The sequence below is a fragment of the Cryptosporangium sp. NPDC051539 genome (genome assembly GCF_044454545.1).
Taxonomy (GTDB): Bacteria; Actinomycetota; Actinomycetes; order Mycobacteriales; family Cryptosporangiaceae; genus Cryptosporangium.
In genome coordinates this window covers 324,062-336,090 of sequence record NZ_JBITDV010000002.1, presented here as the reverse complement: position 1 = coordinate 336,090, position 12,029 = coordinate 324,062, and the positions used below count along the sequence as shown (strand labels likewise).

The window sequence follows — 12,029 nt, the reverse complement described above, 5'->3', positions numbered from 1 at the left end:
CTCGATCCGGTCGTCCCATCGACCGGCGGCCGGGCTTCACAAGCCTTCCGGCCCGAATCAACCGCACTGCACCCCGGCCGCCCGGTGCGGGAGATGTTGCGCACGCGACCTGCCCGCCCAACGGACGGGAAACAGCAGATTTCTACCGTCGGGCAACCGCCGAACACCAGGGAGCCCCGATGGCAGCGCCCACGATCGCCCCGCCCACCGAGCCGGTCGCCCGGAGTCACTGGATCGACGACTGGCGCCCGGAAGACCCCGGCTTCTGGGCCGCAGGCGGCGCGCGAATCGCCCGCCGCAACCTGATCTTCTCGATTCTCTCCGAGCACATCGGGTTCTCGATCTGGACCATGTGGTCCGTTCTGGTGCTGTTCCTGCCCGCCGGCGCCTACGGGCTGACGCTCGACGACAAGTTCCTGCTGACCGCGGTCCCGGCGTTCGTCGGCTCGTTCCTGCGGCTGCCGTACACGTTCGCGGTGGCGAAGTTCGGAGGCCGGAACTGGACGATCGTCTCGGCCGGCCTGCTACTCGTCCCGTCGGTTCTCACCGCGATCCTGCTGCGGCCCGGCCTGTCGTTCCCGGCCCTGCTGGTCTTGGCCGCACTGGCCGGCGTGGGCGGGGGCAACTTCTCCAGCTCGATGGCGAACATCAACGCGTTCTATCCGAACCGGCTCAAGGGGATGGCGCTCGGTCTGAACGCCGCCGGGGGCAACCTGGGCGTCGCGCTCGTGCAGATCGTCGGTCTGATCGTGCTCGCGGCGGCCGGTGGGGTGGCGGCGAGCGTCGAGCCACGGCTGGTGCCGGGTGTCTACCTCCCGCTGATCGTGATCGTGACCGCGCTCTCCGCGACCCGGATGGACAACCTCACCCACGCGACGAACGACAAGCGCGCGATGCGTGACGTCGTGAAGAACCCGCACACCTGGATCATGTCGCTGCTGTACATCGGCACGTTCGGCTCGTTCATCGGCTTCAGCTTCGCGTTCGGCCAGGTGCTGACCACCCAGTTCCAGACCGCGACCCCGCTGGACGCGCTGCGGGTGATCTTCCTCGGCCCGTTGCTCGGGTCGATCGCGCGACCGGCCGGCGGGTGGCTGGCCGATCGCTTCGGCGGTGCCCGCATCACGCTCTGGACGTTCGTCGGCATGGCGTTGTTCGCCGCGCTCGTGCTGGGCGCCTCGCGGTGGGAGTCGCTGCCGCTCTTCTACGTCGGCTTCCTCGCGCTGTTCATCCTGAGCGGCCTCGGCAACGGCTCGACCTACAAGATGATCCCGGCGATCTTCCGCGCCACCGAGGCCGACCCGAACGAGGCCCGGCGCCTGTCCAGCGCGCTCGTCGGCATCGCGGGAGCGATCGGCGCGTTCGGCGGTGCGCTCGTCCAGATCGTCTTCCGCCAGTCGTTTCTCGGATACCACAACGCCGACGCCGCCTACGTCGGCTTCATCGCCCTCTACGTGCTCTGCTTCGCCGTCACCTGGTCGGTCTACCTCCGCCGCTCCCGGCTGCCCGTCTAAGGCTCGAGTTGCCAGTCCTCGTAGTCGAAGCCGGGGGCGACGACGCAGGAGACCAGGACCGGCTCGTCGCCGGCCGGGGTGGCGGTCTGCCACCGGCCACCGGGAACCAGGGCCTGGAACTCGTGGCCCGCGGCCGGGTCCGGCCCGAGCCGGACCGACCGCGAGTCCGGGGCCTCAGGGGCGTCAGGGGCTTTCGGGGCGGACGCGATCGTCAGGGTCAGCGGCCCGCCGGACTGCCAGAGCCACAACTCGTCCGACCGCACGACGTGCCAGCGCGACACCTCCCCCGGCGCGAGCAGGAAGAAGATGCCGGTGGCGGCCGCACGCGGCCCGGGATACCCGGGCGGCGAGAACTCGATCGACGTACGCCAGGTCTGCCGGAACCACCCGCCCTCGGGATGCGGTTGGAGATCGAGCAGCTCCGCCAGCGCCGGTTTGGTCACCCGGCGAGCGTAATCACGCCGGCGTCCCCGGCCCACCCCCGGCGTCCGGCTCGAGGGGCGCCGTAGGCGCTGTGGGCGCGACCGGTTCGGTGGAGATCTCGATCGGCGCTCCGGACGGGCCCGTCACCGGCACCGCCACCACGGACCGCAGCATCCGCCGGTGCCGCCAGGTGAAGCCGCCCGCACCGCACGCGGCGAGCACCATCGCGCCCAGGGTTGCCCAGACGCTGAAGATCGCCACGTCGGCGAGCACCAGGACACCCCAGAACACTCCGGAGACGAGCCAGTGCGGCCGCCGGTGGCGGCGGATCGGCGGACCGCTCATGGAAACCCCGTTCCCCGCGACCGGCCCGCCGACACGTCAGCGCGTTTCGTCGTCCCCGCGCTCGAGCTGGGCCAGGAACCGCTCGAGCTCGGCGCCGAGTTCCTCACCGCTGGGCACGTTCTGGTCGAGCTCGCCGCCGAGCTCGGCCTGGTGCCGGTTCGAGACGAACGAGTCGTACTGCTCCTCGAGCGCCTTGACCACGCCCACCGCCTGCGGATCGTCCGCGAGCTGGGCGTCGATCTCGCGCAGCCGGGTGACGCCGGCGGCGTGCAGCGACCCGACCGGGAGCAGCAGACCGGTCTCCTCCGCGACCGCGTCGAGCAGCGCGGCCGACGCCTGCGGGAACTCGACCGACGCGAGGTAGTGCGGCACGTGCGCGACGAACCCGATCGCATCCTTCCCGGCCTCGCCGAGCCGCAGCTCCAGGAGGGCGGACGCGCTGCCCGGAATGCGCAGGTTGCCCCGCCAGACGTTCGGCCTGCGGACGAGATCCGGGCGGGTGCCGTGGGTGGTGAGCGTCGTCGGGCGGGTGTGCGGGATCGTCATCGGCACCCCGCCCAGGCCCATCACCAGATGGACGCCGAAATGGTCGGCGAGCTGCCCGACCGCGGCCGTGAACCGCTCCCACATGACGTCCGGTTCGGGGCCGTTGAGCAGCAGGAACGGCGCGCCGGTGGAGTCTTTGAGCTCGTGCAGCAGCAGCTGCGGCGGCGTGTAGGACTCGTAGTGGTCCTCGACGAACGTCATCGGGGGGCGACGCGCCCGGTAGTCGTGCAGGAGGTCGATGTCGAACCTCGCGACGACCTTGCCTTCGAGCGTCTCGACCAGGTGGTTCGCCGCGATCTGCGCGGCCGATCCGGCGTCGAGGAACCCGTCCAACGCATGCAGCAGAACCGGGCCGCCCTCGACGTCCGGCTTCACCGTGGCGGAGTCGGGCGGGAGTTCCCGGTCGCCGACGATCTCGTACAGCTCCGCGGGGTCCGGCATGACGGCGACCTCTCCAGACAGCGGGCACATCGCCAGACGGTGCCTGGCGAGGGAGCCCCCCGGATGGCTTGAACTGGGAGCTCATCCGGTGCAAGTCGGCTGGGCCCATCAGCATTCCGCCGGGGTGTGGGGGCACCCTCGTCCTACGGTACCGGCACCCCTCAGTTCGTCAGTGGGTCCTCGCCGCGGCTGATGGCCTCGGCGAACGGGCGGGCGAACTCCTCGTTCAGCTCGACCCCGCGGGCTTCTTCCTCTCCCAGCACGGTTTCCAGCGCGGCCTCCACCGGAGCACCGGCGGCCTGCTCGTACGCCGCGGCGATGCCTTCCTCCACGGTCTCGGCGAGCTCCACCGCGTCCACCGCGTCCGATTGGCCGACGTTGTCCGACACGACCTCGGGGTTGTCCGTCACAGCCGACACGAAAGCCTCCCTGGGTCACTCGGGCTACGCGTCGACTGATACCCCACGGCGGCCGGGGCCAATCACGGCTGAGGGCCGCGTCCCGCGCAAGCGCGGGACGCGGCCCGAAACCCGCCCCTCAGCCCTTATCACCCTCACTGCCGATGAGACGACTGAGCGCCTCGACCGCATCCTCGCTGGACGACGCCGCTTCCTGATTCGCGGCGCGCAGCTCGAGAAACACTTCTTCCCGATGCACCGGCACACTGCGGGGAGCCCGTATACCGAGCCGGACCACGTCCCCCCGGACTTCGAGCACGGTGATGACAACGTCATCTCCGACCATCACGCTCTCACCGGGCCGACGGGTCAGCACGAGCACGGGCAGTATCCCCCCTCGAGGACGATTATCCGCAGCGTAGCCGAGCCGAGGGCTAGGCGAGGGGAGCGCGGACCGGCAGGTTGCTCCCGGTCAGCACGCACTGCGCGGCCTTCATCGTCATCGGGTCGACGACGATCGGTGCCATCAGGTTGGCCGTCGAGTCCCGTGGGGTGTCACCCGCGGTGACGATCAGCAGGACGAGCAGCTCGCTCGGGTCGGTCGTCCCGAGAGCGGCGATCGTCTCGTCGTCGATCTCCGGCTCGTACTGCGGAAAGAACTGATGCGGAGCGATCGTGATGAAACGAAGCTCCGGATCGTCCACCGACCGCAGCGAGTTGAGCAGGCCGACCTCGTCCAGGCGGACGAGAACGAAGCTCGTGCGATCCGGGAAGCCCGGCATCGGGGTCACGAACTCGATCGTCGGCAACTTCTCGCCGGCCGCCGCCGCCTTCGCCTCCGCGTTCTTGGCCGAGTTCTCGAGGGACATGTCGGTTGCCATGTCAGAGCTCGACTTCGCGGACTTGGTTTTTGCGGACATGTACTCCTCCTGAGTTGTTCGACAGCTTGTTCGCGGGGAGGGTCATTGGCTCCCTCTGGGCTGATCGGTTGGGTTTCGGGTCGGCATCACTGCCGTCTGTGGCTCCGGCGGCTACCGGAGGAAATCCATCAGGGAGGGCTGGATGACCTTGGCGGTCGCGCCCAGAGCGGCCTGGTACGCGGTCTGCTGCAAGGTCATGTCCGTGATGGTTTTGGGAAGGTCGATGTCCTCGACCTCGGTCAGTTGGGTCTGCAGGTCGAGGTGCCGGTCGGTCGCGGTCTGCTGCATCGAGTCGATCCGGTTCGACCGGGCACCGACACTCGCCTGGACGGTCCGGACCGTGTTCATCGCGGTGTCGAGCCGGTCCAGGTCGTCCGTGAGCTTCGACGGGTCGGTCTTCATGTGGTCGGAGATGTCGGCGAGCACCTTGAAGATCTGGTCGTCGCCGGTGCCGAAGACCTCTTCGCCGTTGGCGTCGACCCGGAGCTTGGTGCCCTCGGCGACCGAGCGGTTCACCGAGCCGTTGTCACCGAGGTAGGTGCCGTCCTTGTCGTAGGCGGCGGTGCCGTCGGTGGTGCCGCCGAACACCGGCCGGTCGACGTACTTGGTGTTGGCCAGGCCGATGACCGCCTGACGGATCTGCTCGACCTCGGACGCGATCGCACCGCGCGCGGTGTCCGAGCCGGCGGCGCCGGCCGACATGCCCTGCAGCGTCAGGTCGCGGACGCGCTGGGCGTTGTCGTTGACCGAGCCGAGCGTCGAGTCGATCGTGTTGAGCCAGTTCTTGCCGTCGGAGGCGTTGCGCGCGTACTGCTCCTGCGTCCGCATGTCGCTGCGCAGCAGCATCGCGGTCATCGTCCCGGTCGGCGAGTCGGACGGCTTCGAGATCAGCTTCCCGCTGGTGAGCTGGTTCTCGCTGGTGCTGAGACGGGCCTGGTTCGACTGCAACCCGCGCATCGCGTTGTGCGAGAGCGAGCGTTCGGTGACGCGGATGACCACGGCTGCTGTCCTTACCGGCCGGTGTTGTTGATCAGCGTGTTCAGCGTCGAGTCGATGGTGTTCATCAACTTCGCTGCGGCCTCGTACGCTCGTTGGTAGGTGAGCAGGTTGGACATCTCCTCGTCGAGGCTCACGCCGGACGTGGCCTCGTGCGAGCTGTCCAGATCGGCGGTGATCGTCGACTGGGTGTCGGCCTTGAGCGCCGCGCTCTTCGCGGTGATGCCCAGGTCGGCGACGAGCTGCCGGTACGTCACGTCCGGACCGTTGCCGGACGTGGCCAGATCGCCGAGCGCGTCCGCGTTGCCGCCGTCGAGGCGCCCGTTGGCGTCGCCGGACGCCGCGACCTTGTCGGTGTCGGTGATCGCCACGCTGATCGACTTGGCGTCGGTGCCGTTGAAGAACGTCTCCCCGGCGTTGCCCGCCTTGTCGAACCCGTTGCCGTGAATGGCGTTCACGGTCGAGATCAACTTGGCCGCGACGTCGTCCAGTGCTTTCGCGTACTTCGGCACGACCGAGTTCAGCGACTCCAGCGACGACCCCAGCTCACCGGAGGTCACGACCGCGGGCTGTCCGTTGTCGCTGAAGCTCATCGAGACCGGGTTGGCGGCCTGGTCGCCCAGCGTGGCCGCGCCACTGACCGTCATCGCCCGCGCGGCGGAGCCGGTGACCAGCGAGGAGCCGAACAGCGAGACGTCGACCGCGCCGTTGTCCCGGACGGTCGCGGTCGCGCCGGCCAGGTCGGACAGCTTCATCACCAGCGCGTCCCGGCGGTCGGCGAGCTCGTTCGCGGGCAGGCCGCCGATCTTGGCCTGCATGATGCCCTTGTTCAGGCTCGCGACCTCGGCCGCGGCCGTGTTGACCTCGTTGACCTGCGACGTCGCCGCCTCCCGGGTCGACTTCCAGATCGTCCCGAGCGTCGCGCTGGATTCGTTGAGCGAGGTCGCGACCGCACCCGACTGCTGCAGCACCTGCGTCCGGGTCGCGTCGTCACCGGGGTTGTTCGACAGGTCCTGCCACGACGACCACATCGTCGACATGCGTTCCTGCAGGCCGGTGTCGCTGGGCTCCTTGAAGACGCCCTGGATGTTGTCGTAGATCGCGTTCTGGCCGGACAGGTAGGAGTTGTGGGCGTGCTCGGTACGTACCCGGGACTCGAGCAACTCGTCCCGGACCCGGGAGACGTCGCCGACGTTGACGCCGGAGCCCACCGGGTCCTGCTTGGCCCAGATCGTCGGAACGTTCGAGACGCCCTCGACCGAGGTCATCTCGGTGCGCTGCCGGCTGTAGCCCTCGGTGTTGACGTTGGCGATGTTCTGGCCGGAGACGTCGAGGCCTTGGCGCTGTGCGCGCAGCGAGCTGAGCGCGGTGGAGATGCCGGAGAACGTACTGGACATGGCTACATCGCCTCATCGACGAGTCGGGGTCGTACACCCGCGGTCACGGTGCCGCCGCGCGGGCCGTACGTCTCGACGGCGCCGCCGACCGTGAGCAGCGTTTCCCGGACCGCACGGTGGCCGGAGGTGAGCAGATCGCGATTCGCGTCAGCAAGGGCGGTGATCTCGGCGGTCAGCGTGAGGAAGGCCTTGCGGTGCTCGCCGAACAGCTTTCCCCAGGGGTCCGGCGCGGCCTCGGCCAGCGCGGAGAGACTCGGGTTCGACGGGAGGCCCAGCAGGGCGGCGACCACCTCGACCTCGGCCGCACGCAGTACTTCGACTTGACGGATCTGTTCCAGCACCAGCTCGACCTCACGGGTGGCGTGGGCCAGCCAGCGGGTGCGGGCCGAGGCCAGGACCAGCTGCTCCTCTTCCAGCTTGAAGAGAAGCAGTTCGAGCATCTCCCGTCCGCGCCAGAGGATGTTCGACAGATCCGCAAAAGCCACGGGTCGACCCTTCTCTGCTCCGGCGGAGCACCGGAACGGCACCCCTTGCTGCTCCCACCGTCGGCAGGGCCACTAACGGCCTGAGAGGTTTCGCCACCACCCTCCCAGCCTCTTCACCCCCCACACGCGGCCCAAAAACGGAAGAACATCCTTCTGTTTGCAACTTTAGTTGCAAATGGGCGAAATAGTGTTTTTGATGGTTGTCGGGGTTAAATCCTGCAACTGGGGGCTTCCTGGAAGCCGACTCCGCAGGAACTGCCATCGACGCGAAAGGGCCGTTGCTGTGCGCCTCACCGCTGACTCTGTGGGTAGCAGTGTCTCCGACCGGCAGGTCGAGGATCTGGTGCGTGAGCATCTGCCGCTCGTCGGTCACCTCGTCCGCGAAATGCTGGGCCGGGTCCCCGCGCACGTCAACCGTGACGACCTGACGTCGGCCGGTCTGGCCGCGCTGGCCGCGGCCGCGAAGTCCTACGATCCGTCGCGCGGCACTCCGTTCGGCTCGTTCGCGACCGTCCGGATCCGGGGTGCGTTGCTGGACGAGTTGCGGGGTCTGGACTGGGCCAGCCGGTCCGTCCGTCACCGCGCCCGCAAGATCGAGACCGCCACGGCCGAGCTGACCGCCAACCTCGGCCGCACGCCCACCGACACCGAGCTCGCCGAGACGCTCGGCGTCGCGGTGGCCGAGCTCCATTCGGCGGCCGACGACGTGCAGCGCGCGGTGGTGCTCTCGCTGCAGGGGTTCGCGGCCGGGACGGCCGAGGACTTGGTGCCCGACCGCACCCAGGGTCCGGAGGAGCTGCTGCTGCACCGGGAGAAGATCGGCTATTTGCATCAGGCGATCTCGGCGTTGCCGGAGCGGCTGCGCACGGTGGTGGAGTCCTACTTCCTCGACGAGCGTCCGATGGCGGTGATCGCGGCCGAGCTCGGGGTGACCGAGTCGCGGGTTTCGCAGTTGCGGGCCGAGGCGCTCACGTTGCTGCGCGACGGGATCAACTCCCAGCTCGACCCCGACCAGGTCGCCGGGGCCGACCGTCCCGAAGGCTGTGTCGCCCGGCGCCGCGCGGCCTACTACGCCGACGTGGCCAACCGGGGCGACCTGCGCACCCGCCTCTCCCACACCACCCCCCTCGGCACTCCTACGAGGGCGGCCGGTTGAGGGCGGCGCTGCCGCGCGAGCGGGCCTCCTTGAGACGGGGCCCTTGATGTCTCGGCGTCGGCCCGCTCGAGCGGCAGCGTCGCCCTCAACCGGCTCCAGGTCACTACGGGCTGAGAGACTACGGGCATGGTTGAGCAGGGGTTTCCGCCGGACGGGCACGTTCATACTCAGTTCTCGTGGGACGCACCGTTCGGGGACATGGAACGGACGTGTGCTCGTGCGGTCGAGCTCGGATTACCGTCGATCGCCTTCACCGAGCACGCCGATTTCGGGCGCACCATCCTGGTGTCGGGCGACCGCGAGGACCTGCCCGGCTGGCTCGCGGCCCACACCGACGAGCACGGGGTCGTCACTCCCCCGGACCTCGACGTCGAGGGCTACCTCGCGAGCATCGCGCGCTGCCGTGACCTGTTCCCCGGCCTGCGCATCCTCAGCGGCGTCGAGCTCTCCGAACCGCACTGGCACTCGCGCCGAACCGCGGAACTGATCGACCTCGGAGGCTTCGACCGGGTCCTCGGGTCGGTGCACAATCTCCGGCACGTCGACGAGCAGACCCGGGAGGAGCACGAGTACGACAGCGGCGACGCCTACCGGATGCTCGACGCCGACACCGTGATCCGGAACTACCTCGCCGAGGTGGAGAAGCTGGCCACCGGCTCGGACGCCTTCCACGTCCTGGCGCACATCGACTTCCCGGTGCGGTACTGGCCGGCCGGAGCGGCGCCGTTCGACCCGGCCCGGTTCGAGGAGGAGTACCGGGTCGCGCTGCGGGCACTGGCCGGCTCCGGCCGGGCTCTGGAGGTCAACACCCGGGTCCCGCTCGAACCGGTCATCGTGCGCTGGTGGTACGAGGAGGGCGGCCGGACGCTGACGTTCGGGAGCGACGCGCACCGTCCGGAGGATCTCGCCGACGGGCTGCGGGAGGCGGCGGCGATGGTCGAGACGGCCGGGTTCCGGCCCGGCACCCACCCGTACGACCTCTGGCGCCGCTGACCACCTCGAAAAACCGGCGCGAAACACTCAGGCACTCCGCGACCTGGGCGATGACTTCAATGATCGGCCCACGGAAGGGCCGGCTCGAAGGACCATTCGTCCAGGAGGAACGCCGAAATGTCTCTTCGCATCAACACCAACGTGTCGGCCGCGAACGCGTACCGCAATCTGTCGGTCAACGACAAGTCCGTGTCGGGCTCGATGGAGAAGTTGTCGTCGGGTCTGCGTATCAACCGCGCCGCGGACGACGCGGCCGGCCTCTCCGTCAGTGAGGGCCTGAAGTCGCAGATCGGTGGCCTCACGGTCGCCGCCCGCAACGCGCAGGACGGCGTCAACGTCGCCCAGACCGCGGACGGCGCGCTCGGCGAGACCTCGTCGATCCTGCAGCGCATGCGTGACCTATCGGTGCAGGCCGCGAACTCCGGTTCGCAGGACTCGGACGCCAAGGGCGCGGCCAACACCGAGTTCCAGGCGCTCAACAAGGAACTCGACCGGATCGTGTCGAGCACGAAGTTCGGTAGCCAGGCGCTGCTCGACGGCAACTACAACGGCGCGTTCCAGGTCGACTCGGCGTCGAAGAACACGAACGCGAGTGCGCAGATCAACATCGATCTGTCCACCGCGACGCTGACCGCGGGCGGAAACATCACCGGTCTGGACTCGAAGGGCCTCGGCACCGACCAGCTCGACCTGACCACCGGCGCCGACGCCGCGATCGACCAGCTCGACAAGGCGATCAAGGGTGTCTCCAACGCCCGGTCGGAGATCGGTGCCGTCCAGAACCGGTTCGAGCACACGATCAACAACGTCAACGTCGCCATCGAGAACCTGAGCGCGTCGAAGTCGAGCATCACCGACACCGACATGGCGTCCGAGATGGTGAAGTTCTCGAAGAACCAGATCCTGCAGCAGGCCGGCACGTCGATGCTGGCCCAGGCCAACCAGAGCGGCCAGGGCGTCCTGAAGCTCCTCGGCTGATCCTGACCTCTGATGAGCGGGGGGCGGTGCGCACCTGCGCGTCGCCCCCTGCTCGCTTGACGGCCCCGAGTTAGGCGGAACCCCACATGGTCACCAGCATCGGCGGCCTTTCCAGCGGCATCGATACGACGTCGCTGATCAACTCCCTGATCCAGGCCGAGTCCGCGCCGCAGACCGCGTTGAAGACGAAGGTCTCGGACTACACGACGAGCAACTCGGCCTACCAGACCGTCAACGGCAAGATGAAGGCGCTGCTCACGGCGTCGCAGGATCTGACCAAGGCCGACTCCTGGAAAGCCGCGAAGGCCACCTCGACCTCGACCGACGTCGCCGCGACCGCCTCGACCGGCGCGCAGACCGGCGACATGACGTTCTCGGTCACGAAGCTCGCCAACGCCCACCGTCTCACCGCCGCGTTCGCGGCCACCGACACCCCGGCCGTCACCGACGGCAGCAGCTTCGACCTGACGGTCGGCACCGGCCCCGACGCGACCACGACGACGCTCTCGCTCGACGACGACGCCAACACCCCGCAGGGTGTCGCGAACGCGATCAACAAGGCGAACCTCGGTGTCCGGGCCTCGGTCGTGACGACCGACTCCGGGCCGGTGCTGCAGATCGCCTCGGGCAAGACCGGCGCGGCGAACACGTTCACGCTCAGCGGCCTGACGACCGACCCGAAGGTGATGACCGCCGGCTCCGACGCGGAGCTCACGGTCGGCGACCCCTCGGCCGGCGGCTTCAAGGTCAGCAGCCCCGGCAACACGTTCACCGGGGTCATGCCCGGCGTGACGATCACCGCGAACAAGCTCGCCAACAACGTCACGGTGGGCGTGAACAACGACACCGAAGCGATCGCCGCCAAGATGCAGGCGCTGGTCGACGCCGCGAACGGCTCGCTGGCGCAGATCAGCCTGTCGTCGGCGGCCGGCGTCTCGTCCAGCAGCGGCGCCAAGCCTACCGGCGGCCCGTTGTCGGGCGACTACACCGTGCGTCAGCTCTCCAGCCAGATGCTCAGCTCGGTCAGCAACGGCAAGGGTGGCTTCGGCAGTTTCAAGCAGCTCGGCGTCCAGCTCACCCAGGACGGCAAGCTCCAGTTCAACAAGGACGACTTCCTCAAGGCGTACGCGGAGGATCCGGCCAAGGTCCAGGACGCGGTCTCGAACGGACTGGCCAAGAGCCTCGAGTCGGTCAGCACGGCCGCGACCGACTCGGTCAGCGGAACGCTCACCCAGAAGATCCAGAGCGGCACCACGATGATCTCCCGCCTGAACAAGGAGATCTCCGACTGGGACCTGAAGCTGGCCGACCGGCGCTCCGCCCTGCAGCGGCAGTTCGCCTCGATGGAGTCCGCCCTGTCCAAGATCTCGAGCCAGTCCAACTGGCTGAGCAGCCAGACGGCCGCGAGCAACTCGAACGGCAGCTGACGGATCCCGA

Annotated in this window: 14 protein-coding genes; 5 read left to right on the top strand and 9 right to left on the bottom strand. The window is 68.8% G+C overall.

Translation table 11 applies throughout. From position 1 onward, the window contains the following. Window positions 1-179: 179 nt before the first annotated feature. Window positions 180-1,514: an MFS transporter gene (locus ACIBZJ_RS07540; protein ID WP_395926654.1), complete on the top strand. Its 1,335-nt coding sequence runs from the start codon at window positions 180-182 to the stop codon at window positions 1,512-1,514. Here the strand turns inward: ACIBZJ_RS07540 and ACIBZJ_RS07535 are convergent. The 9 genes from ACIBZJ_RS07535 to flgN all read right to left on the bottom strand — a co-directional run bounded on the left by ACIBZJ_RS07535 (window position 1,511) and on the right by flgN (window position 7,465). After that, window positions 1,511-1,957: a cupin domain-containing protein gene (locus ACIBZJ_RS07535; protein WP_395926652.1), complete on the bottom strand. Its 447-nt coding sequence runs from the start codon at window positions 1,955-1,957 to the stop codon at window positions 1,511-1,513. The two genes, ACIBZJ_RS07540 and ACIBZJ_RS07535, sit on opposite strands and share 4 nt — an antisense overlap. Window positions 1,958-1,970: 13 nt before the next feature. Then, window positions 1,971-2,282: a hypothetical protein gene (locus ACIBZJ_RS07530; protein WP_395926650.1), complete on the bottom strand. Its 312-nt coding sequence runs from the start codon at window positions 2,280-2,282 to the stop codon at window positions 1,971-1,973. Between the two features lie 36 nt (window positions 2,283-2,318). Beyond that, window positions 2,319-3,269: a proteasome assembly chaperone family protein gene (locus tag ACIBZJ_RS07525; protein ID WP_395926648.1), complete on the bottom strand. Its 951-nt coding sequence runs from the start codon at window positions 3,267-3,269 to the stop codon at window positions 2,319-2,321. 161 nt (window positions 3,270-3,430) lie between these two features. After that, window positions 3,431-3,688 (bottom strand): hypothetical protein, encoded by a 258-nt coding sequence (locus ACIBZJ_RS07520; protein ID WP_395926646.1) that lies wholly within the window; start codon window positions 3,686-3,688, stop codon window positions 3,431-3,433. A 118-nt stretch (window positions 3,689-3,806) separates the two neighbouring features. After that, window positions 3,807-4,049 (bottom strand): carbon storage regulator CsrA, encoded by a 243-nt coding sequence (csrA, locus tag ACIBZJ_RS07515; protein ID WP_395926644.1) that lies wholly within the window; start codon window positions 4,047-4,049, stop codon window positions 3,807-3,809. 52 nt (window positions 4,050-4,101) lie between these two features. Next, on the bottom strand, window positions 4,102-4,587 hold the full coding sequence (fliW, locus tag ACIBZJ_RS07510; protein WP_395926642.1) for a flagellar assembly protein FliW: 486 nt from the start codon (window positions 4,585-4,587) through the stop codon (window positions 4,102-4,104). A 111-nt stretch (window positions 4,588-4,698) separates the two neighbouring features. Continuing rightward, window positions 4,699-5,586, bottom strand: a complete 888-nt coding sequence (gene flgL, locus ACIBZJ_RS07505) for a flagellar hook-associated protein FlgL (RefSeq protein ID WP_395926639.1) — start codon at window positions 5,584-5,586, stop codon at window positions 4,699-4,701. 11 nt (window positions 5,587-5,597) lie between these two features. Further along, window positions 5,598-6,980 (bottom strand): flagellar hook-associated protein FlgK, encoded by a 1,383-nt coding sequence (gene flgK / locus ACIBZJ_RS07500; RefSeq protein WP_395926637.1) that lies wholly within the window; start codon window positions 6,978-6,980, stop codon window positions 5,598-5,600. Between the two features lie 2 nt (window positions 6,981-6,982). Further along, a complete protein-coding gene (flgN, locus tag ACIBZJ_RS07495) occupies window positions 6,983-7,465 on the bottom strand; it encodes a flagellar export chaperone FlgN (RefSeq protein ID WP_395926635.1) in 483 nt (160 codons plus the stop codon). A gap of 304 nt (window positions 7,466-7,769) precedes the next feature. Here flgN and ACIBZJ_RS07490 point away from each other — a divergent pair, with 304 nt between their 5' ends. The 4 genes from ACIBZJ_RS07490 to fliD all read left to right on the top strand — a co-directional run bounded on the left by ACIBZJ_RS07490 (window position 7,770) and on the right by fliD (window position 12,019). After that, window positions 7,770-8,621, top strand: a complete 852-nt coding sequence (locus ACIBZJ_RS07490) for a sigma-70 family RNA polymerase sigma factor (RefSeq protein ID WP_395926633.1) — start codon at window positions 7,770-7,772, stop codon at window positions 8,619-8,621. Window positions 8,622-8,819: 198 nt separating this feature from the next. After that, a complete protein-coding gene (locus ACIBZJ_RS07485) occupies window positions 8,820-9,614 on the top strand; it encodes a PHP domain-containing protein (protein WP_395926631.1) in 795 nt (264 codons plus the stop codon). Window positions 9,615-9,731: 117 nt separating this feature from the next. Next, window positions 9,732-10,592 carry a flagellin gene (locus tag ACIBZJ_RS07480; RefSeq protein WP_395926629.1) on the top strand — a complete coding sequence of 287 codons (861 nt, stop codon included), beginning with the start codon at window positions 9,732-9,734 and terminating at the stop codon, window positions 10,590-10,592. An 86-nt stretch (window positions 10,593-10,678) separates the two neighbouring features. Next, a complete protein-coding gene (fliD, locus tag ACIBZJ_RS07475) occupies window positions 10,679-12,019 on the top strand; it encodes a flagellar filament capping protein FliD (protein ID WP_395926627.1) in 1,341 nt (446 codons plus the stop codon). The last annotated feature ends 10 nt before the right edge of the window (window positions 12,020-12,029 follow it).

Bases quoted from the DNA above. Each gene is read 5' to 3' on its own strand.
- ACIBZJ_RS07480 (WP_395926629.1), top strand. From the start codon at position 9,732: ATGTCTCTTCGCATCAACACCAACGTGTCGGCCGCGAACGCGTACCGC.
- fliD (WP_395926627.1), top strand. From the start codon at position 10,679: ATGGTCACCAGCATCGGCGGCCTTTCCAGCGGCATCGATACGACGTCG.
- flgK (WP_395926637.1), bottom strand. From the start codon at position 6,980: ATGTCCAGTACGTTCTCCGGCATCTCCACCGCGCTCAGCTCGCTGCGC.
- fliW (WP_395926642.1), bottom strand. From the start codon at position 4,587: ATGTCCGCAAAAACCAAGTCCGCGAAGTCGAGCTCTGACATGGCAACC.
- ACIBZJ_RS07540 (WP_395926654.1), top strand. From the start codon at position 180: ATGGCAGCGCCCACGATCGCCCCGCCCACCGAGCCGGTCGCCCGGAGT.
- ACIBZJ_RS07485 (WP_395926631.1), top strand. From the start codon at position 8,820: ATGGAACGGACGTGTGCTCGTGCGGTCGAGCTCGGATTACCGTCGATC.
- ACIBZJ_RS07530 (WP_395926650.1), bottom strand. From the start codon at position 2,282: ATGAGCGGTCCGCCGATCCGCCGCCACCGGCGGCCGCACTGGCTCGTC.
- ACIBZJ_RS07525 (WP_395926648.1), bottom strand. From the start codon at position 3,269: ATGCCGGACCCCGCGGAGCTGTACGAGATCGTCGGCGACCGGGAACTC.